22 protein-coding genes are annotated in these 19,493 nt (G+C 74.1%); 3 read left to right on the top strand and 19 right to left on the bottom strand.

The annotated features are described in order from the left end of the window. Nucleotides 1–14 precede the first annotated feature (14 nt). The 5 genes from VIM19_12580 to VIM19_12560 all read right to left on the bottom strand — a co-directional run bounded on the left by VIM19_12580 (nt 15) and on the right by VIM19_12560 (nt 5,747). Nucleotides 15–824, bottom strand: coding sequence for an HAD hydrolase family protein (locus VIM19_12580; protein HEY5185714.1), 810 nt, complete (start codon nt 822–824; stop codon nt 15–17). Next, nucleotides 821–2,098, bottom strand: coding sequence for a serine--tRNA ligase (gene serS, locus VIM19_12575; protein HEY5185713.1), 1,278 nt, complete (start codon nt 2,096–2,098; stop codon nt 821–823). Before serS ends, VIM19_12580 begins: the two co-directional genes overlap by 4 nt. A 1-nt stretch (nt 2,099) precedes the next feature. Further along, a complete protein-coding gene (locus tag VIM19_12570) occupies nt 2,100–4,130 on the bottom strand; it encodes a bifunctional diguanylate cyclase/phosphodiesterase (protein ID HEY5185712.1) in 2,031 nt (676 codons plus the stop codon). Between the two features lie 91 nt (nt 4,131–4,221). Beyond that, entirely contained in the window at nt 4,222–5,175 is a 954-nt protein-coding gene (gene pheA / locus VIM19_12565) for a prephenate dehydratase (protein HEY5185711.1), read from the bottom strand. Next, nucleotides 5,172–5,747: a DUF4446 family protein gene (locus tag VIM19_12560; protein ID HEY5185710.1), complete on the bottom strand. Its 576-nt coding sequence runs from the start codon at nt 5,745–5,747 to the stop codon at nt 5,172–5,174. The genes pheA and VIM19_12560 overlap by 4 nt, the downstream gene beginning before the upstream one ends. Nucleotides 5,748–5,836: 89 nt before the next feature. Between VIM19_12560 and larB the strand changes: the two genes are divergently transcribed. Both larB and larC read left to right on the top strand, forming a co-directional pair. Then, nucleotides 5,837–6,520, top strand: a complete 684-nt coding sequence (gene larB / locus VIM19_12555) for a nickel pincer cofactor biosynthesis protein LarB (protein HEY5185709.1) — start codon at nt 5,837–5,839, stop codon at nt 6,518–6,520. Further along, nucleotides 6,517–7,701: a nickel pincer cofactor biosynthesis protein LarC gene (larC, locus tag VIM19_12550; protein HEY5185708.1), complete on the top strand. Its 1,185-nt coding sequence runs from the start codon at nt 6,517–6,519 to the stop codon at nt 7,699–7,701. Before larB ends, larC begins: the two co-directional genes overlap by 4 nt. A gap of 43 nt (nt 7,702–7,744) precedes the next feature. Here the strand turns inward: larC and VIM19_12545 are convergent, their stop codons facing one another. The 10 genes from VIM19_12545 to VIM19_12500 all read right to left on the bottom strand — a co-directional run bounded on the left by VIM19_12545 (nt 7,745) and on the right by VIM19_12500 (nt 15,916). Continuing rightward, nucleotides 7,745–8,044, bottom strand: a complete 300-nt coding sequence (locus VIM19_12545) for an HNH endonuclease signature motif containing protein (GenBank protein ID HEY5185707.1) — start codon at nt 8,042–8,044, stop codon at nt 7,745–7,747. A 361-nt stretch (nt 8,045–8,405) separates the two neighbouring features. Continuing rightward, complete coding sequence (locus tag VIM19_12540) at nt 8,406–8,654, bottom strand: DUF222 domain-containing protein (protein HEY5185706.1); 249 nt, start codon at nt 8,652–8,654, stop codon at nt 8,406–8,408. A 37-nt stretch (nt 8,655–8,691) separates the two neighbouring features. Further along, nucleotides 8,692–9,012 carry a hypothetical protein gene (locus VIM19_12535; GenBank protein HEY5185705.1) on the bottom strand — a complete coding sequence of 107 codons (321 nt, stop codon included), beginning with the start codon at nt 9,010–9,012 and terminating at the stop codon, nt 8,692–8,694. Between the two features lie 15 nt (nt 9,013–9,027). Further along, nucleotides 9,028–9,987 carry an IS1595 family transposase gene (locus tag VIM19_12530; protein ID HEY5185704.1) on the bottom strand — a complete coding sequence of 320 codons (960 nt, stop codon included), beginning with the start codon at nt 9,985–9,987 and terminating at the stop codon, nt 9,028–9,030. 155 nt (nt 9,988–10,142) lie between these two features. Then, on the bottom strand, nt 10,143–11,105 hold the full coding sequence (locus VIM19_12525; protein HEY5185703.1) for a DUF5926 family protein: 963 nt from the start codon (nt 11,103–11,105) through the stop codon (nt 10,143–10,145). Nucleotides 11,106–11,152: 47 nt separating this feature from the next. Further along, nucleotides 11,153–11,557 (bottom strand): ATP-binding protein, encoded by a 405-nt coding sequence (locus tag VIM19_12520; GenBank protein ID HEY5185702.1) that lies wholly within the window; start codon nt 11,555–11,557, stop codon nt 11,153–11,155. A gap of 44 nt (nt 11,558–11,601) precedes the next feature. Then, nucleotides 11,602–12,471 carry a glycerophosphodiester phosphodiesterase family protein gene (locus tag VIM19_12515; GenBank protein ID HEY5185701.1) on the bottom strand — a complete coding sequence of 290 codons (870 nt, stop codon included), beginning with the start codon at nt 12,469–12,471 and terminating at the stop codon, nt 11,602–11,604. 52 nt (nt 12,472–12,523) lie between these two features. Then, nucleotides 12,524–13,708: an ATP-binding protein gene (locus tag VIM19_12510; protein HEY5185700.1), complete on the bottom strand. Its 1,185-nt coding sequence runs from the start codon at nt 13,706–13,708 to the stop codon at nt 12,524–12,526. A gap of 89 nt (nt 13,709–13,797) precedes the next feature. Beyond that, nucleotides 13,798–14,661 carry a DNA-formamidopyrimidine glycosylase family protein gene (locus VIM19_12505; protein ID HEY5185699.1) on the bottom strand — a complete coding sequence of 288 codons (864 nt, stop codon included), beginning with the start codon at nt 14,659–14,661 and terminating at the stop codon, nt 13,798–13,800. Between the two features lie 28 nt (nt 14,662–14,689). Continuing rightward, on the bottom strand, nt 14,690–15,916 hold the full coding sequence (locus tag VIM19_12500; GenBank protein ID HEY5185698.1) for an acetyl-CoA hydrolase/transferase C-terminal domain-containing protein: 1,227 nt from the start codon (nt 15,914–15,916) through the stop codon (nt 14,690–14,692). A 59-nt stretch (nt 15,917–15,975) separates the two neighbouring features. Here VIM19_12500 and VIM19_12495 point away from each other — a divergent pair, with 59 nt between their 5' ends. Continuing rightward, entirely contained in the window at nt 15,976–16,188 is a 213-nt protein-coding gene (locus VIM19_12495; protein HEY5185697.1) for a hypothetical protein, read from the top strand. A gap of 57 nt (nt 16,189–16,245) precedes the next feature. On the opposite strand, the gene VIM19_12490 is transcribed toward VIM19_12495, so the two are convergent. The 4 genes from VIM19_12490 to VIM19_12475 all read right to left on the bottom strand — a co-directional run. Beyond that, nucleotides 16,246–17,004: a decaprenylphospho-beta-D-erythro-pentofuranosid-2-ulose 2-reductase gene (locus VIM19_12490; protein HEY5185696.1), complete on the bottom strand. Its 759-nt coding sequence runs from the start codon at nt 17,002–17,004 to the stop codon at nt 16,246–16,248. After that, complete coding sequence (locus VIM19_12485; GenBank protein ID HEY5185695.1) at nt 17,001–18,353, bottom strand: FAD-binding oxidoreductase; 1,353 nt, start codon at nt 18,351–18,353, stop codon at nt 17,001–17,003. The genes VIM19_12490 and VIM19_12485 overlap by 4 nt, the downstream gene beginning before the upstream one ends. Further along, a complete protein-coding gene (locus VIM19_12480) occupies nt 18,346–19,239 on the bottom strand; it encodes a decaprenyl-phosphate phosphoribosyltransferase (GenBank protein HEY5185694.1) in 894 nt (297 codons plus the stop codon). The genes VIM19_12485 and VIM19_12480 overlap by 8 nt, the downstream gene beginning before the upstream one ends. Nucleotides 19,240–19,265: 26 nt before the next feature. Then, nucleotides 19,266–19,493: hypothetical protein (locus VIM19_12475; GenBank protein ID HEY5185693.1), on the bottom strand; the 228-nt coding region annotated here is incomplete at its 5' end.

Below are 19,493 nucleotides of genomic sequence, written 5' to 3'. Positions count from 1 at the left end.
GCAGAAGGGCACCTTCATGCCGGAGGGGGGAAGTAGCGGGTGAGGACCGCGGCGGCGCCGTCCTCGGCCCAGGAGTAGGTCACCTCGTCGGCGGCGTCCTGGACGGCGGGTGGGGCGTCTCCCATGGCGACGGCGAGCGCGGCCCAGCCGAACATCTCCAGGTCGTTGCGGTGGTCGCCGACCGCCAGCGTCGCGTCCGCGGCGACCCCGAGCCGCAGCCGGGCCGCCTCGAGGGCCGACGCCTTGGACACCCCGGCCGGGGCCAGGTCCAACCAGGCCGTGTAGCCCACCGCGTAGTTGACCCCGTGCAGCCCGATCCGCTCGACCACCTCGAGGAACTCGTGCGGGGCGTACTCCGGCGCCCGGACGACGACACGGGTGACCGGCTCGGCCACCAGCTGCTCCAGGGGCACCACCTGGACGTCGCCGCTGAGCTCGCCGTCCGGGAACGGGGCGGTGACCCGGTAGCCCAGGCCGAGCTGCTCGACGGCGAACAGCGCATCCGGCAGCTCGGCCAGCAGCAGCGCCACGGCCGCCCGCGCGTCGAACGTCGTGACGTTGACGATCTCGCTGGCCCCGCCGACCAGCCGGGCCAGCACCGCGCCGTTGCTGCAGACCAGGTACCCGTCGGTGAGCCCCAGCTCGGCGGCGACCGGCTCGGTCGCATGCACCGAGCGCCCGGTCGCGATCACCACGTGTGACGCCTTGGCGGCCCGGCCGACCGCCTCGACCACGGCCGGTGTCACCGTCTCCTCCGGCCCGACCAGCGTGCCGTCGAGGTCCAGCGCGACGAGTGTGGGGACCCAGGGCTCCGGGCGGATCATCCGCCGACCGGCGCGAGCGCCTCCCGGCCGCCGAGGTAGCGCCGCAGCGCCGCGGGGACCGTCACCGACCCGTCCGCCTGCTGGTGGTTCTCCAGCAGCGCCACGATGGTCCGGGTGACGGCGCACAGCGTGCCGTTGAGCGTGGCCAGCGGCCGGATCCCCTCCTCGTCGCGCAGCCGCACCGACAGCCGGCGGGCCTGGAACTGGGTGCAGTTCGAGGTCGACGTGAGCTCGCGGTAGCGGCCCTGGGTGGGGATCCACGCCTCGCAGTCGAACTTGCGCACCGCGGACGCGCCCAGGTCGGCGCTGGCCACGTCGATGACCCGGTAGGGCACCTCGAGCTTGGCGAAGAAGTCCTGCTCCCAGGCCAGCAGCCGCAGGTGCTCCTGCTCGGCGTCCTCGGGCCGGCAGTAGGAGAACATCTCGACCTTGTCGAACCAGTGCACCCGGAAGATCCCGCGGGTGTCCTTGCCGTGCGAGCCGGCCTCGCGGCGGTAGGACGGCGAGAAGCCCGCGTAGCGCAGCGGCAGCCTGTCGGCGTCCAGGATCTCGTCCATGTGGTACGCCGCGAGGGGCACCTCGGCGGTGCCCACGAGGTACATGTCGTCGGCCTCGAGCCGGTACACGTTCTCGGCGGCCTGCCCGAGGAACCCGGTGCCCTCCATGGCCGGCGGCTTCACAAGCGCCGGCGGGATCATCGGCACGAACCCGGCGGCGACCGCCTGGTCCATGGCCATCTGCACGAGCGCCAGCTCGAGCAGCGCACCCACCCCGGTGAGGTAGTAGAACCGCGAGCCGGACACCTTCGCCCCGCGCTCCACGTCGATCGCGCCGAGCAGCCGGCCCAGGTCCAGGTGGTCACGCGGCTCGAACCCCTCCGCTGCGAAGTCCCGGGGGGTGCCGACCTCCTGCAGGACGACGAAGTCCTCCTCACCGCCGACGGGGGCCTGCGGGTCGACCAGGTTGGAGATCTCCAGCAGCAGCCGCTCGGCCTCGGCCGCCGCGACGTCGCGCTGCTCCTCGGCGACCCGCACCGCGGCCGAGAGCTCCTTGGCCCGCAGCAGCAGCGCCTCCTTGTCCGGCCCGGAGGCCCGGGACACCTCGCGGCCGAGGTCCTTCTGCTCGGCCCGCAGCCGGTCGTAGCGGGCCCCGGCGTCCCGGCGCCGCTCGTCCGCGTCGACGAGGGCATCGACCACCGCGACGTCCTCGCCACGGGACCGCTGGGAGGCACGCACGAGGTCGGGCTGGTCACGCAGAACACGCAGGTCGATCACGTCACGAGCGTACCGGCGGCTGCTTGCTTCGGGCTCGGGGCGGGCGGCGCGACTGCGCGGCTGACGCCACGTCGGCCTGCTCGCCCAGCCGCAGCAGGACGGCGGGCAGCTCGTCGGCGGGCACCGGCCGGGACCAGTGGAAACCCTGCGCGAGGTCGCAGCCCATGGCCACCAGCTGGCGGATGGCCTCCTCGTCCTCCACGCCCTCGGCCACGGCGATCAGACCGAACTCGTGCGCGAGGTCGACGATCGCCCGGACCAGCACGCCGTGGCTGCCGTCGCTGCCCAGGTTCGTGACGAACGACCGGTCGATCTTGATGGTGCGCAGCGGCATCGTGCGCAGCTGCCCCATGGCCGTGTTGCCGATGCCGAAGTCGTCGACCGCCACCGTGATGCCCAGGGCGGTCAGCTTGCCCAGCATCTCCGCGGCGCGCACCGGGTCCTCGATCAGGGCGCTCTCGGTGATCTCGAACTCCATCATCGTGGCGGGCAGCCCGTGCAGCTCCAGCATCGCCGCCACGACCCTGTCGAGGTCCGGCTCGAGCAGGTTGCGGGCGGACAGGTTGACCGCGACCGGCAGCAGCACGCCGTCGCGGTCCCAGTGCGCCATCTGCTCTCCGACCAGCCCCAGCACCCGCCGGGTCAGCTGGTGCATCAGCCCGGTCTGCTCGGCGATCGGGATGAACTCGGTCGGCGGGACCAGTCCCCGGGTGGGGTGGTTCCAGCGCAGCAGCGCCTCCAGGCCGGTCACCCGCCCGGTCTTCAGGTTGATCTTGGGCTGGTAGTACAGCTGCAGCTCGTCGGTGTCCAGCGCCCGTCGCAGCTCGCCGAGCAGGGTCAGCCGCGAGGTCGTGTTGGCGTCGCCGGCCGAGGAGTACACGGCCATCCCGGCCCCGGCCGCCTTCGCCGCGTACATGGCCACGTCGGCCCGGGCCAGCAGGTCGGTGACGTCGTCCGCGTGGTCGGGCAGCACCGCCAGCCCGATGCTGGTGTCGACGTGCAGCACCAGCCCGTCGAGGTCGAACGGGTCGTCGAACACCGACTGGATGCGCTCCATGGACTGCTCGGCCGCCTCCAGCGAGGCGATCTGCGGCAGCAGCACGGCGAACTCGTCGCCGCCCAGCCGGGACACCGTGTCGGAGTCGCGGACGACCGCGCTGAGCCGCTCGGCGACCTGCAGCAGCAGCGCGTCCCCCCGCGGGTGGCCCAGGGTGTCGTTGACCTCCTTGAAGCGGTCGATGTCGAGCAGCAGCAGCCCGACGGCATGCCCGGATCGGGCGCTGGCCAGGGCGGCGCGCTCCATCCGCTCCCCGAGCAGGCGGCGGTTGGGCAGCCCGGTGAGCGGGTCGAGCAGGGCCAGCCGGGCGTTCTCCCCGGCCTGGTAGCGCAGCCGGCGGCTGGCCTGCCGGACGGTGCGGAACAGCAGCAGCCACAGCAGCGCCAGCCCACCCGCGACCACCATGAGGATGGAGCGGGTGGCCCTGGCCACGGCGTCGGCGGTCTGCTCGTAGGGCAGCACCACCTCGGCGACGCCCACCGGGCTGGTGCCCTGGCCCACGTACAGCGGGACGTAGACGTCGATGCGGCGGTTGGCCCCCCCGTTGTCGGTGCGCTCGAGGGTCACCTTGGGCTGCGCGCTGCCGCCGGGTGCCAGCGCCGCCGCGAACCGGGCGTCGTCGGGGATCTGGCCGGCGCCGACGCTGTTCGCGACGGTCGCCGTCCGGCCGGAGTCGTAGAACTGGTTGCGCTGGGCGGTCCACAGCCGCACCGTCGCGTGCGCCGAGCCGCCGCGGAACAGCGCGTCCAGCTGCGCGGCCTGCTGCGCGTCGATCTGCCCCGGGGCGCGGAACATGGCCGCGGTGACCCGCGGCTCGACGCCGGTGCTGACGTAGGCCTGCGCGGTCTGGGAGGCCTCGGTCAGGGCGTGGTCGGCCAGCAGGCGGTCGTTGACCACGATCAGGGCAACCCCGAGGGTCGCCATCGCGGCGACGCTGACCAGGGCGAACGTGGTCGTGAGCGAGTGGCGGCGCACGCCCCTCCCCCCGGTGCATCGCTCGCGGCGGACGCCGGTGACGTCCCTGACGTCTTCGGATCGGCGCGTCGGGGAAGCTGCTTGAGGGGGATCAGGCCCGCCCGTCCCGGATCCGGGCCAGCCAGGCCTGCGCCTGCGCGTACTCGGCGTCCGAGACGCCGTCCCGCAGCACCGGCGCGACCCGGTCGGCCCGCCGGTAGGACCCCAGGTACCGGACGTCGGCGCAGATCCGGTGCAGCCCGATCAGCGCCTCACCGACCCGCGCCTCGTCGACGTGCCCCTCGACGTCCACCGAGAAGAAGTAGTCGCCGATTCCGCCGCCGGTCGGGCGGGACTCGATCCGGGTCAGGTTGATCCCGCGGACGGCGAACTCGGTGAGGATCTCCAGCAGCGCGCCCGGGTGGTCCCGGCCGATGGTCAGCATCAGCGAGGTCTTATCCGCGCCCGACATGGGCGCCGGCGGCAGCGGCCGGGAGACCAGCACGAAGCGGGTGACGGCGTCCGGCCGGTCCCCGATGTCGTGGGCCAGCGACTCCAGGTGGTACTCCTGCCCGGCCAGCGGTGAGGCGATCGCGGCGTCGTACGGCGCGTCCGGTGCGGCCACGACCGCGGCGGCCCCGGCGGTCGACGAGGCGGGCAGCGCGACGGCCGCCGGCAGGTTCGCCGCCAGCCAGCCGCGGCACTGCGCCTCGGCGTGCGGGTGCGTCGCGACCCGGCGGACGTCGGCCAGCCGGGTGCCCGGCCGGGCCAGCAGGTCGAAGGTGACCGGGACCAGCGTCTCGCTGCGGATCCCCAGCGCCGGGCCGGAGGCCAGCTCGTCCACGGTGGCCGACACCGAGCCCTCCACCGAGTTCTCCACCGGCACCATGGCAGCGTCGACCTCACCGCTGCGCACGGCGTCCAGGGCGGCCGCCACGGTCACGCAGGGCACCCGGACGGCGTCCGGCTCCCCGGCGGCCGCGAGGTGGGCCAGCAGGGCGGCCTCGCAGAACGTGCCCCCCGGGCCCAGGTACCCGTACCGGGGGGCGGCGGGGGGCTCGGTCATGACGCCGTCCGCCCGGTGCGGGGCGGCTGGGGGCTCACGGCGGCCCGGCGCAGCGCATAGCCGATCACCTGCTCCTCCTCCGGGGACAGCGGGGCCTCGGACGCGCCGCGCTTCACGCCCTTGGCGTAGGTACGGGTCTCGGACCGGCCGTTGATCGAGCTGAGCACCAGGCCGTCGCCGGTGTCGTCGAGTAGGGCCACTGAGAACGACAGCCGCCCGCCCATGTCCCCGAAGGCGTCGTACCGGACGACGGCCACGTGCCGGATCGCGTCGGCGAGGTCGTCCCGCACCCGGCCGACGTCACCGGTGAGCGCCTCGACCTGTGCCCGCAGCCCCTCGACCTCGCGGGTCTTGCGGTCCACGGCGTCGACAAAGGAGGCCTGCTCGTCGTCGCCCTGCAGCAGCGTGTAGGCGCGGCGCATCCGGGACAGCCGAACCAGCGCCACGACCGCGACCACGAGGGCGACGATGGCGACGCCGGCCGCCACGACGGCCACCAGGTCGGCCGTGCCGGCGTCCAGGAACGAGGAGAGGGCGGCGGACGGTCGGGCGGTTGGGATCACGGTGGTCACGGGACTTTCTGCCGGCGGGACGGGCCTCGACCGCCGAGGGTAACCGCCGGGCCAACCGGCTGCCCGCCCGGGCGCCGTATGGTCGGGCCATGCACCACGAACCGGGCTACGTCGATCTCGGGTACGCCCGGGTGGACACCGACCGGGCCGCGCGCACCGGCGACCCCGAGGTGGTCTTCGGCGCCGGCAAGACCCCGGCGCAGGTCGTCGACCTCCTCGGCACGCTCGGCGCGGCCCACCCGGAGCGGGCCGTGCTGGCCACCCGGCTCGCCGACGCCGCGCTCGCGGCGGTCGTCGAAGGGTTCCCCGACGCGCTCGTCGACCCGGTGGCCCGCAGTGCCGCGGTGGGGCCGCTGCCGCGGCCGAGCGGCCTGGTCCGGGTGGTGGCCGCGGGCACCTCCGACGCGCCGGTCGCGGCCGAGGCGGCGTTCACCGCGGCCGCGTTCGGGGCGGGCACCACCCGGGTCGACGATGTCGGCGTGGCCGGGCTGCACCGGCTGCTCGCCGTCCGCGGGGACCTCGACGACGCCGACTGCCTGGTCGTCGTGGCCGGGATGGAGGGCGCGCTGCCATCAGTCGTGGGTGGCCTGACCGGCGTGCCGCTGGTGGCCGTGCCCACCTCGGTGGGGTACGGCGCCTCGTTCGACGGCCTGGCGGCCCTGCTCGCGATGCTCAACTCGTGCGCCCCCGGCGTGGTGGTGGTCAACATCGACAACGGGTTCGGAGCCGGCGTCTTCGCCGCGCGAGTGGCCCGACGGGCGGCGCCGCGATGACCCTCGCCTGGTTCCAGTGCCCCTCCGGCGCGAGCGGGGACATGCTGCTCGGCGCGCTGCTGGACGCCGGGGCCCCGTTGGACGCCGTCCAATCGGCCCTGGACGCCGTGGGTGTGGAGCCGATCGAGGTCACCGTGCGGACGGTTCAGCGCGGGGGGCTGGCCGCCGCCAAGGCGGACGTGCGCGCCGCCGAGGCGGCCAGAGCGCGCACCTGGGCGGACGTGCGCCGGCTGCTCGCCGCGGCTGCGCTACCGGAGCAGGTGCGCGGTCGGGCGCTGGACGTGTTCTCCCGGCTGGCCGCGGCCGAGGCCCGTGCGCACCGGATCCCCGCGGACGACGTCCACTTCCACGAGGTCGGTGCGCTGGACGCGATTGCCGACATCGTGGGGGTCAGCGCGGCGCTGCACGCGCTCGGCGTGACCACCGCTGCCTGCCAGGGGGTGGCGCTGGGCAGCGGCACGGTGCGGGCCGCCCACGGCGTGCTGCCGGTGCCGGCGCCCGCGGTCGCCGAGCTGCTCGCCGAAGTGGGCGCCCCGGTCTGGTCCGGGCCCGCGGACGTCGAGCTGTGCACCCCGACCGGCGCCGCGCTGCTCGCCTCGGTGGTCACCCACTGGGGGCCCACCCCGCCCGGCCGGATCCGATCGCGAGGCTACGGCGCCGGCGAGCGGGAGCTGGACGGGACGCCGAACCTGCTGGGCGTGCTGCTGCTGGAGCCCATGGGCGCACCGGAGGAGGGGGCGGACGGCCCGACCCAGCTGGTGCTGGCCGCGAACGTCGACGACCTGGACCCCCGGATCTGGCCGGTGGTGCTGACCCGGCTGCTCGACGCCGGGGCCGCGGACGCCTGGATCACCCCAATCGTCATGAAGAAGGGCCGGCCCGCGCACACCGTGACCGTGCTGGTCGACCCAGCCGCCGCCGAGGCGGTGCGCCGGGTGCTGTTCACCGAGACGTCCACCATCGGGCTGCGTGAGCACGAGGTCACCAAGCGGGCGCTGCAGCGGCACGTGGTGACCGTCCGGGTGCTGGGCCACCCGGTACGGGTCAAGGTGGCCGAGCTGCACGGCGAAGAGGTCAACGCCCAGCCGGAGTTCGAGGACGTCGCCGCCGCCGCGGAGGCGACCGGTCGCCCGGTCAAGGCAGTGCTGGCCGCCGCCCTGGCCGCCGTTCACGGCGGCTGACCGGCCGGCTGCCCGGCCCCCGGCGGGCTCGCCCTGGCCCAGCTCAGGAGGTGGCGGCTGCTTCGGTCCAGGTCGCGGTGGCCTGAGCGAGGGGTGAGGGGGCCCGGGCATGGTCGGGGATTTCGGTTCCGTCGGGTCGGTGGGTGTGCAGGGTGCCGTCGGGGCCGCGGGTCATGCGGTCGCCGTGGTCGTGGATGGTGTGGTGGTGTCGGGAGCACAGCAGGGCGAGGGTGTGCAGGTCGGTGCGGCCGCCGAGGGACCAGGGGAGCAGGTGGTGGACTTCGCACCAGTCGGCGGGTCGGTCGCAGCCGCAGAAGCGGCAGCCGCCGTCGCGTAGGCGCACGGCGCGGCGTTGGACGGGAGTGGGGTCTTTGCGGGCCCGGCCGATGTCGAGGGGTTCGGATGCCCGGGTCGGGTGTCGTCGACCAGGACGGGCACGACGGTGGCGTCGCACAGGGTCCGTAGCCCGGTCCAGGCGCTGATCGGTCCGTGCCGCTCGAGGTGGGCATGGCCCACCGCGTCGCGCACCGCGGACAGCCCGATGACGATACGGACCTGGGGTCGTTCCCCGCCGGTGGACGGCAGCGTTGCGTGGGCCAGGGCCAGCTCGGCCAGGTGCGTGAGGGCGTCCGCGCGCAGCTGTGGGGCGGTGCGGTCGTCGCCGGTCGTGCGCAGCGCCTGCCCGGCTGCCTCCAGGGCGGTGATCAGCGCGGTGCCCTCGATGGGGCCGAGCAGGCGTCGAGGGCGACCATCCCGTCGTAGGCGGGGGACACGGCCAGGTACCGGCGAGCCTGGACGGCGCCGACGTCGTCGATGTCGGCGCCGGGGTCGACCGCGGCGGCCCAATGCTCGACCACCGCGCGCAGCTGGCGCGGGTCGAGCCGGCGGGCCGCCTCGAGCAGGACTGGTTCCGCCGCAGCCGCGGCCGCCGTGCGCTGCCGGGTGGCGGTCACCCCACGGGCCAGCACCTGGGCGCGGGCGACGGACAGCTCACCGGCGGCGAACGCCGCCGACCGCGGGCAGCAGCTCGCGCCGCGTATGCCCGGTGCACAGCCGCTCCCGGGCCGCCCCGGCGGTCATCCGCAGGTCCGCCCGGGCCCACGCCAGCCCCGACACCGCACCGTCGCCCTGCCAGCCCTGCGCGGTGTCGAACGCGGTCAGCCGCCGGGTGAACTCCGCCTCGGCCCGGTCCACCAACGCGCGCAGCCGCACCAGCTCCTCGCCGAGCACGACCAGACCCGCGACCTGCTGTGCCCCGAGCCGGTCCAGCACCCCGGCCAGGTCGTCGAGCGGCGAACCAGTCGAACACATGGCCCGCATGTCTGCTTAAGTGAAGTCCGGTATGTGGCTTTCGTTGGGCTTCAGCAGGGTGTGCAGGGGGTGCGGGTCGGTCTGCACGGCTTGTTCGAGGAGGCGGTAGAAGAGCAGTCCGCGGCTTCGCGAGGTGCGCCGGTTGAACCGGAAGGTGAACTCGTCGAGGTAGTAGGGCAGGTGCTGTTCCCCGACCCGGTAGTGCAGGGTGCCGGTGAGCCAGCGTTTGAGTAAAGAGGCGACCAGGTGCACCCCGGGAAGCACGCTGGCCCGGTCTTGGGTCGTATCGCTGGTGGTGTACTCGTGGGTGTAGCCGAGGCCGGTCAGCCGGCGCAGCGCGCGGGTGCCGTCGGTGCGCACGAGGGACCCCGGTTCGATGACCTCGGTGGCGAACTCGAGCAGCTCGGCGGTGCCGGGGCGCTGCGCGACGGCGAGCCGGACCCGCCCCAGCCGGCGAGAGTCGTTGTGCTCCACGGCCACCAGGACGCCGACCTTGTCGCCGAAGCCGCCCATCGTGCCGCGGCTGACGCCGCCGATCATCGTCTCGTCGAGCTCGACGACACCGCTCAGCCGGTCGCGTTCCGGGCGGACCATGGCGCGGCGCAGCTTGTGCAGCCACGCCCACGCGGTCTCATACGAGCCGAACCCGAGCACCCGCTGCAAGCCGAGCGCGGACACCCCGTTCTTCTGCGAGGTCACGAACCAGACCGCCGCGAACCACGTCGACAGCGGGGTGTGGGTCCGGTGGAAGATCGTGCCCGCCGTGACCGACGTGCGCCGCTGACACTGCTTGCACATCCACAGACCCGCGCCCGTGCGCCAGTACTCGCCCCCACCACACCCCGGGCAGACGAAACCCTCCGCCCACCGGATCGAGGCGAGGTAGTCAAGGCAGGCCGCGTCGTCCGGGAACCACTCCAGCAGCTGCTGGCACGTCGCCGGATAGTCCACCCCGCGAACCGGATCCGCGACCATCCACCAAGCCTACTTCACTCAAGCAGATATACAGGCCACGTCTATCTGGAGTAGACGGACCCACCGACAGTCCGAGCCCCGAGCCCGAGGCTGTGGACGGCAGGCCGGTAGCCGACGCCCGGCAACCCTGCGCCGGTCAGCGCCCGCCGCCGAACTCAGCGCAGGGTGAGCTGCCGGTTGGTCAGGCCGGCCCTGGCGTGCCGCTGGGCGTCGGTGAGCGGAGTCGCCTCGGCGAGCGCGTCGTCCAGCCGGGCCCGGAAGTCGGTGGCCGGGTCCTCCACGTCGTCCGCACGGCTGCTGGTCGGGAGGTCCCAGACGGGCACGAGGAGCCCGTGCGCCCGAAAGGTGCCGAGAAACCGCGAGCCCTCGCCGAGCGACAGCCCGCCCGTGGCATGCAGCCGGGCGAGCGCGTCGAGCAGCGGCTCCTCCTCCTCGGGCAGCACCCAGCGCAGGGTGCTGCGCTCGCGCATCCCGGCCCAGTAGGCGGCCTCCACCGAGACCAGCCGCGCGGTGGGGACCACGGCGCTGTTGGCCCGCTCGAGCGAGGCGGTGACCTCGGCGTCCAGCTCCTCGCCGACCCCCTCGAGCCAGAAGTCGAAGCCCGGGTGCACGGCCACCGTGAACGGCGCGGACGGGTCCAGCAGGTCCTGCAGGCGGGCGCCCGGCCCAGGCAGCCCGCTGGGAAGCACCGGAGTCCCCGGGTCGGCGTCCAGGGCCAGCTCAAGCGCCGCCGCGACGTCCCGGCTGGCGTCGCCGGACGCCCCCGGCACCTGCAGGCCCACGAACACCTCTCCGTCGCCGCGCACCATGGCGGGCCACGCGAGGGGCAGCACGGTGGCCAGGGTCACGGTGCGGTCGGCGAAGCGGCCGGCCAGCGTCAAAGGTGCGGTCGCGGCCGGCACGATCTCGCGCAGCGCGACCCAGTCGCACTCCCCGGCCAGCCCCTCGAACGGACGCCGGACGAGCGTCTCGGCGGCCCGGGCGGCGGCCCGCCCGTGGCAGGCCTTGTACCGGCGCCCGGAGCCGCACGGGCAGGGCTCCCGGCCACCGACGATGGGAACCTCACCCGGGTCGACGGCGTCGGCGGGGACGGCGGGGCGCTTCGAACGAGCGGTCATGGCCGGGCAGCGTAACCGCCGCGCCAGGGGACGTTCACACTGCGGGCTCAGCGGGGCAGGACCGCCCAGACCCGCTGCCGGTCGGTGCCGGCGCCGTCCACACCCCAGGCGCTGGCCAGGCAGCCCACGATGACCAGGCCGCGGCCGGAGCCGGCCGCGAGCGCCGGGTGAGCGGCTTCCGGCCGGGTGGGCGCGCCACCGTCGACCACGGCCACCTCGACGACCGCCACGTCGATGCGCCAGCTGGCCCGCACCCGTCCCCGCGGCAGCGGTCGGGCGTGCCGCACCGCGTTGGCCATCAGCTCGGACAGCACGACGAGGGCGTCGGAGCGCTCCGGCTCGCGGATCCCGGACGCCACCAGGTCGGAGGCCAGCCGGTTGCGGGCCACCGCGACGCTGCCGAAGCCGAACGGCAGCTCGACCTCGCGCTCCCGGGCCGATCCCTCGGGCACGTCAACGGACGACGCGGCACTCGAACGGGGGGGTCGCACCCGCATCACGCGGTCTCCGGTGGTTCGGTCGGGACGGTCGGACCGGTCGCGGGCACGGCGACGGTCGACTCCTTCTTCCCCGTGAGCGCCTGCTCGAAACGGCGCGCCTGCTCCAGGACCCGTCCCGGTCGGTTCGTGATGATCGCCTCGACGCCGAGCTGCAGGCACAGCTCCACGTCCTGCGGCTCGTCCACGGTCCAGCAGTGCACCTGGCCGCCCCGGCTGTGCACCCGCTCGACGTACCGGGGGTGGGCCCGGAGCACCTCGATGCTCGGTCCGACGATCCCCACGTGCAGCGGCAGCGAGCCGTCGCGCAGGTTCAGCGGGACCCGTTCCATGAGATACACGGTAGGCAGACTCGGCGCGAGGGTGTCCATGCGGCGCAGCGACATCCCGGAGAAGCTCATGACCCGGGCGGGGGACCGCTCCCCGAGCCGCGGGTGCGCCCAGCCGAACCGGTCCAGGGTCTCCACCAACCGCCGCTCGACCAGCCCGGCGTAACGGGTCGGGTGCTTGGTCTCGATGGCCAGCTCGACCCGACGGCCGCAGTCGACGACGTACTCGAGCAGCCGCTCCAGGGTGAGCACCTCGCGCCGCTCCTGGTCGACGACGTCCGGCGCCTCGGTGTCGGTGCCGCTGTCCTTCCAGGAGCCGAAGTCGAGGGCGGCCAGCTGCTGCAGCTCCATGGTGGAGACCACGCCCCGCCCGTTCGACGTCCGCTCCAGCCGGCGGTCGTGCACGCAGACCAGGTGCCCGTCAGCCGTGAGCCGGACGTCGCACTCCAGACCGTCGGCGCCGGCCTCGACGGCGCGGCGGTAGGCGGCCAGGGTGTGTTCGGGCAGCGCCGCGGAGGCACCCCGGTGGGCGACGACCATCACCACGGGGTGATGGTCCCAGGTGGTTGCCGAGGCGGCGGCACCGGCATCCTCACTCGGCCGGCGGTGCCGCGCGCAGGAACCGGGCGAAGTGCGGGACGGTGAACGCGATCTGGCCGCGCTCGCCGCTGTACACGAGCCCCTTGCGGATCAACGACTCCCGGGCCACCGAGAGGCTGGACACCCGCTTTCCGAGGCTCCTGGCCACCGCCGAGGTGGTCACCGACCCGTCGTCGCCGGGGACCAGCTCGGCCATCGCCCGCAGGTAGGCCCGCTCGGCCGGGGTGGCCCGCTCGAACCGGCTGCCGAAGAAGCCCACGGCGAGCTCGGACTGGGCCTGCGGCAGCCCGGCCCGGACATCGTCCTCGGTGATCGGGTTGCCGACGGCGGCGTCCCAGGTGGCCTGGCCGTACGCCTGCACGAAGTACGGGTAGCCACCCGACTCCCGGGCCAGCAGGTCCAGCGCCGCCCGGGTGTAGGTCACGCCCTCGCGCTCGGCCGGGACGGCCAGCGCGGCGTCGGTGGCCGCCGGGTCGAGCCGGTCGATGGCAAGGTACCGGAACAGCCGCTCGGCGTACGACTTGGAGCTGGACAGCACCCCGGGCAGGTGCGGCAGGCCGGCCCCCACGACGACCAGCGGCGACGCCTGTTGACCCACCTCGTGCACGGCGCCGCACAGCGCGGCCAGGTCGGCGGCCGGCACGTCCTGCATCTCGTCGACGAACAGGGCCACCCCGACGCCGAGGTCACGGGCCACCTCCGCGGCGTCCAGGAACAGCTCGGTGAGGTCGATCTCCAGGTCCCCGGAGTCGGCCCGGCCGCGGGTGGCGTCGACGTCCAGGCCGAGCTGCCACGAGCCGTCCGGGGACGCCTTGACCGAGAACGCCTTGAGCACGGACAGGAAGCCGCGGACCCGCTCCTCACCCCGGTGCCGGGCGCCGATCTCCCGGATCGCGGCGTACACGGCCGACGCGACCGGGCGGCGCAGCGACTGGTCGCCGCGGGCCTCGATCTTGCCGGTGGCCCAGGCCCGGCTGATGGCCTGCGAGCGCAGCGCGTTGAGCAGCACGGTCTTGCCGACCCCGCGCAGACCGGTGAGCACCAGGCTGCGCTCGGGCCGGCCCAGCGCCACCCGCTCGAGGACGACGGCGAACTGGTCGAGCTCGCGGTCCCGCCCGGCCAGCTCGGGCGGCCGCTGGCCGGCACCGGGGGCGTACGGGTTGCGGACCGGGTCCACGTCTCACCTTCTCTCAGCCTGTATCGGTCCTCTGCGATACAGCCCGATAAGGCTACAGACGGACGGCGACAGCGGGCGACCGGCGCGCGCTACTTGAGCAGCCGGGACAGCCGCCGGTCGGCCAGCGGCTTGCCCCCGGTCTGACAGGTGGCGCAGTACTGCAGCGCCGAGTCGGCGAAGGACACCTCCCGGACGGTGTCGCCGCAGACCGGGCAGGGCAGTCCGGTCCGGCCGTGCACGCGCAGGCCGCTCTTCTTCTCCGCCTTGAGGTCGCCCGTGGCCAACCCCACCGACCGCGCCACCGCGTCGGTGAGCGTCTCACGCAGGGCTGCGTACAGCCGCTGCAGCTCCTCGGCAGTGAGGCCGCCGGCCGGCTTGAACGGCGACAGCCGGGCCGCGTGCAGGATCTCGTCGGAGTAGGCGTTGCCGATCCCCGCGATGACGGACTGGTCGCGCAGCACCCCCTTGAGCTGCTGACGGCCGTGCGCGGCCAGGATGCCGGCCAGCACGTCGGCGGTGAAGGCGGCGTCCAGCGGGTCGGGTCCGAGCCGGGCCACGCCGGGGATCTCGGCCGGGTCGCGCACGCAGTACACGGCCAGCTTCTTCTGGGTGCCCTGCTCGGTGAGCGAGAAGCCCGAGTCGTCGTCCAGCCGCACCCGCAGCGCCAGCGGGCCCTTGCCCGGCCGCACCGGCGTGGCCGGCAGGGCGTCCGACCAGCGCAGCCAGCCGGCCCTGGCCAGGTGGAGGACCAGGTGCAGACCGTCGACGTCCAGGTCGAGGAACTTGCCGCGCCGGCTCACCTCGGTGATGGTGAGGCCCTGCAGCGAGGTGACCGGTGGGTCGTAGGTCTTCAGCGCGCTGATGGCGGCGACGTCCACCCGAGCGACCACCCGGCCGACCGCGTGCTCGCGCAGGAACGCGACCAGCGACTCCACCTCCGGCAGCTCCGGCACACCGGCAACCTACGGTCCGGACGGGCGGTCAGGCCAGGCCGAGGGCGGCGGCCTCCTCCCACAGCTCCTCGCGGACGTCGGGGTGCGCGGCCTGGTCGATGAGGAACCGGGCCTGGTCGTGCTGGCTGTGGCCCCACAGCGGCGCCACCCCCTGCTCGGTGACCACCGCGCTCTGCTGGAAGGAGGTCACCGGCTCGTCGAGGAGCGGCACGATCGTGGAGACGTCGGCCTTGGGGTGCCACGAGCGCAGCGCCATCAGGGCCTGGCCGCCCACCGAGTGCATGGACCCCACGATGAAGTCGGTCTGGCCGCCGAAGCCGGAGTAGATGCGCGCGTTGATCCGGGAGGCGTTGGCCTGCCCGAACAGGTCCACCTGCAGCGCGGTGTTGACCGAGACCATCTGCCGGTTGCGCGCGATCAGCGTCGGGTCGTTGACCTTCTCGGTGCGCATGACCCGGACCCGGCGGTTGTGGTTGAGCCACCGGTACAGCTCCTGGGAGCCGAACAGGAACGAGGCCACCAGCTCCCGGTCCGGGTCGAGTGCGCCGGCCCGGTCGAGGGTGAGCACGCCGTCGCTGAACATCTCGGTCCAGATCCGCAGCGACCGCCGGCCGGTCAGCCCGACGAGGGTGGCGTCCGGGACGCCGCCGATGCCCATCTGCAGGGTGGACCCGTCGTTCACCAGGTGGGCCACCCGCTCGCCGATCGACAGCGACACCTCGTCCAGCGGGATCGGGGTCGGGGAGGCGAGCGGCTCGTCCACCTCGATGGCCAGGTCCACGCACTCGACCGGCAGCTGGGCGTCGCCGAACGTGTAGGGCATCTGCGGGTTGACCTGGGCGACGACCAGGGCGCCACGCTCCCTGGCCGCCTCCACCGCGGCCGGCATGATGTTGACCTCGGTGCCCAGGGAGACGGTGCCCTCGAACGGGGTGCTGGTGTGCACCAGGACGACGTCCGGCGGGGTCGTGGTCCGAAACAGGACGGGCGCCAGCGACAACCGGCTGGGGATGTACCGCAACCGCGGGCTGCGCCGCACCCCAGGGCCGACGAACGGCGTCTCGATGATCACGCCCTCGCGGTCGGGGACGCCCACCTGCGGGTTGAGCACGAACAGCCGGTACGTCGGCAGCGCCGCGTCCAGCAGGGTCAGGGCCGAGGCCGGCAGCGCGAAGTTACCGCTCACGACCACGCGCGGGTTCTCCGGCAGGGACGCGAGGTGCGACGACAGGACGTCGGGTGCGATGGTCTTCACGGCGGCCATCGTCCCACCTACCGCTGGACGGCGGGCAGGACCTCAGCCACCCTTGCCCCATGCAGGAACGCGCCGTGCTTCCCACCAGGGGCGAGGTCTTCCTGGACGCGCGCCACGACGGCCGGTCGCTGCGGGTCAGCGCCCACCCTGAGGACGGGGTCGTGGTGGTCAGCCACTGGCGCGGCGACCGCTGCGTCGCCACCTTCCGGCTGGCCACTGCCGACGTGGCCGCACTGATGGACGCCCTGGCCGACGTCCAAGATCCTCGCTAGCGGTCACCGACCGCCCAGCAACGGCGCGTTCGGACCGCCAACGGTGATCTTGGAGGGTCAGAGGTCGAGCCGGCGGAAGACCGGTCGGGGCAGGTGCCGCAGCCCGGACATCACCCAGCGCATGGTGCCGGGAACCCACACGGTCGAGCGGCCCTTGGCGATCCCGTCGGCCACCGCCTCGGCCACCGCCTCGGGCGTGGTGGCCAGCGGTGCCTCGGGCAGCCCGTGGGTCATCCGGGTGCGCACGAAGCCGGGCCGGACGACGAGCACCCGGGCGCCCGAGCCGCGCAGCGCGTCGCCCAGGCCGGTGGCCAGCGCGTCCGCGCCGGCCTTGGCCGAGCCGTAGACGAAGTTGGACCGGCGCGGCCGCTCGGCGGCCACCGAGCTGAGCAGCACGAGCACCCCGTGGCCCTGCGCGCGCAGCCGCTGGGCGGTGCGCAGCCCGAGGGAGACCACGCCCACGTAGTTGACCTCGGCGACGGCCACGGCGAGGTCCACGTCGTCCTCGGCGGCCGCCTGGTCCGGCAGCACGCCGAAGGCCAGCAGCACGACGTCCCAGTCGCCGACGCCGAACAGGTCCTCGACGAGCTTCTCGTGCTCACCGGCCGCGGCCGCGTCGAAGGTCCGCTCCAGCACCTCGGTCGCACCGGCGGCCCGCAGCCGCACCGCGGCCTGGGACACCCCGACCGAGTCACGTCCGACCAGCCCGACCCGACGGACCCGGTCGCGGACCAGCCGTTCCGCGACGGCCAGCGCGATCTCCGAGGTGCCCCCGAGGACGAGCAGCGACTGCGGGGCACCGAGGGCGTCGATCACAGGTCCAGCCTCCTGGCCAAGTCAGAGGTGAAGCGTCCGGTCGGGTCGACACGTTGCCGCACCGTGCGGAACGCGTCCAGGTCGGGGTACATCCGGGGCAGCAGCTCGGGGCGCAACCGCGAGTCCTTGGCCAGGTACACCGCGCCGCCGGCGTCCACGACCAGCCGGTCCAGGGCGTCCAGCAGGTCGGCCAGGTCGGCGGCGGACGCCGTGACGTCCAGGGCCAGGGTCCAGCCGGGGCGGGGGAAGGACAGCGGGCCGGGATCGGCCGGCCCGAACCGCTTGAGCACGGCCAGAAACGACGGCGCCCCGGACCGCCGCAGCAGCTCGAGGGCGGCCCTCAGCGCGTCGTCGCGGTCGGTGGGGACGACCAGCTGGTACTGCAGGAACCCGCGCGGCCCGTAGGCACGGTTCCACTGCTGGACGCCGTCTAGCGGGTGGAAGAAGGTGGACAGCCGCTGCGGCTCGGCGACCCGGTGCCGCGGCGCCTTGCGGTACCAGGCCTCGTTGAAGGCGCGCACCGACAGCGGGTTGAGCAGCCCGCCCGGCAGGTGCGGGGGCACGGTGATCCGCGGGTTCGGTCGGTACGCCAGCGGGTCGCCGGAGCCCGGGACGGCGTCCGCGGGCGCATGGTCGCCGCGGGTGATCACCCCACGGCCCTGGTGCCTGCCACCGGCCAGGCAGTCGATCCAGGCCACCGAGTAGCGGGACACCTGGTCGCCCTCGACCAGCCCGGCCAGCAGCGCGTCCAGGTCGGGCGCCCGCACAGTGTCCACCAGCATCCACGCGCTGGTGACCGGCACCAGCCGCAGCGTCAGCGACACGACGATGCCGGTGAGCCCCATGCCGCCGGCCGTGGCCCAGAACAGGTCGGGGTCGTCCTGCGGGGTCACCTGCCGCACGCTGCCGTCGGCGAGCAGCAGGTCGAACGACGTGACGTGGCTGGCGATCGAGCCGTCCCGGTGGTGGTTCTTGCCGTGCACGTCGACCGCCAGCGCCCCGCCGAGGGTGACGTAGCGGGTGCCCGGGGTGACCGGCACGAACCAGCCGCGGGGCAGCAGATACCTCAGCAGCGCGTCCAGGCTCAACCCGGCCTCGGCGGTGACCGTCCCGTCGACGTCGTCCAGCTCGAGGACCCGGTCCAGCAGGGTCAGGTCGAGGACCTGCCCGCCGGCGTTCTGCGCGGCGTCGCCATAGGAGCGGCCCAGGCCCCTGGCCAGGCTGCCGCGGCCCCCGGCCGAGGCGACCGCCGCCGCCGCGGCGGCCACGCTGGTCGGGCGGACGACGGTCGCGAGCGTGGGAGCCGTGCGCCCCCACCCGGTCAGCAGGGCCGGCGCCGGGTCAGGCACCGAACGCACCGATCCCGAAGGTCACCAGCCAGATCAGCACGAGGGCCTGCAGCACCCGGTCGGACCACACGATCTGCTCGGGGTCGCCGGCGCGGCCGTGGTCGACGTCCACCGCGTAGCGCAGCAGGGCCAGCACGAACGGGGCCACCGACACCGGGCCCCACGCCACCGGGGTGCCGTTGACGTCGACCTGGAACGCCCACAGGCAGTACGCCGTGATCGTGACGCCGGCGGAGATGCTCCACACGAACCGCAGGTAGCCCGGGGTGTAGGAGTCCAGCGACTTGCGGGTCCCGGCGTCGGGGTGGCTGACCAGCTCGGAGTACCGCTTGCCGGCCACCACGAACAGCGACCCGAACGCGGCCACGATGAGGAACCACTGCGACAGCGGGATGTGCGAGGCCAGGCCGCCGGCCATCGCGCGCAGCAGGAAGCCGCTGCTGACGATGGCCAGGTCGATGACCGGCTGGTGCTTCAGCCACAGCGAGTACGACGTGGTGAGCACCAGGTACACCGCCAGCACCGCGACCAGCCCCGGGGTGGACAACGCGGCAGCCAGCCCGAGGGAGGCCACCGCCAGCAGCACCGCGACCACCACCGCGGTGCGCGGCGACACCCGCCCGGACGCCAGCGGCCGCAGCCGCTTGGTCGGGTGCCGGCGGTCCTCCTCGACGTCGGCCAGGTCGTTGACCAGGTAGCCGGCGCTGGCGGCCAGGCTGAACGCGACGAACGCCACCACCACGGCCACGGCCACCGTCGGCTCGAAGATCGCACCGGCGGCCAGCGGGGCCGCCGCCACCAGCACGTTCTTCACCCACTGCTTCGGCCGCAGCGCAGCGATCAGCCCGCCACCGGCCTCCTCGCGCGCAAGCGCGGCCTCCACCACGACACCCATTGTCGACGTCCGCCCGGTCAACGGGCGTACACCGCGAAGAAGTCCCGGCTGGTGTCGGTGAAGTACCGGCTGGCCGGGCGCTGGAAGGCCACCAGCTTGTGCGAGACCGGACTGGTGACGCTGGCCCCCGGCGTGTACCACATGAACGAGATCCAGGCCACGTTGATGTCCAGCTGCATGGCCCGCACCGCACCGGCACGCAGCAGCAGAGCGGCCAGGCTGTGCACCGACAGCGCGTCGCCGGC

It is taken from the genome of Actinomycetes bacterium, from assembly GCA_036510875.1.
GTDB lineage: Bacteria > Actinomycetota > Actinomycetes > Prado026 > Prado026 > DATCDE01.
This window is presented reverse-complemented; position numbering and strand designations above follow the sequence as displayed.

Excerpts from the sequence above, each read along its gene's own strand:
- VIM19_12530 (HEY5185704.1), bottom strand. The coding sequence starts at position 9,987 with ATGGTCGCGGATCCGGTTCGCGGGGTGGACTATCCGGCGACGTGCCAG.
- pheA (HEY5185711.1), bottom strand. The coding sequence starts at position 5,175 with ATGACCGAGCCCCCCGCCGCCCCCCGGTACGGGTACCTGGGCCCGGGG.
- larC (HEY5185708.1), top strand. The coding sequence starts at position 6,517 with ATGACCCTCGCCTGGTTCCAGTGCCCCTCCGGCGCGAGCGGGGACATG.
- VIM19_12525 (HEY5185703.1), bottom strand. The coding sequence starts at position 11,105 with ATGACCGCTCGTTCGAAGCGCCCCGCCGTCCCCGCCGACGCCGTCGAC.
- VIM19_12515 (HEY5185701.1), bottom strand. The coding sequence starts at position 12,471 with ATGGTCGTCGCCCACCGGGGTGCCTCCGCGGCGCTGCCCGAACACACC.
- VIM19_12535 (HEY5185705.1), bottom strand. The coding sequence starts at position 9,012 with ATGTGTTCGACTGGTTCGCCGCTCGACGACCTGGCCGGGGTGCTGGAC.
- VIM19_12580 (HEY5185714.1), bottom strand. The coding sequence starts at position 824 with ATGATCCGCCCGGAGCCCTGGGTCCCCACACTCGTCGCGCTGGACCTC.
- VIM19_12495 (HEY5185697.1), top strand. The coding sequence starts at position 15,976 with ATGCAGGAACGCGCCGTGCTTCCCACCAGGGGCGAGGTCTTCCTGGAC.
- larB (HEY5185709.1), top strand. The coding sequence starts at position 5,837 with ATGCACCACGAACCGGGCTACGTCGATCTCGGGTACGCCCGGGTGGAC.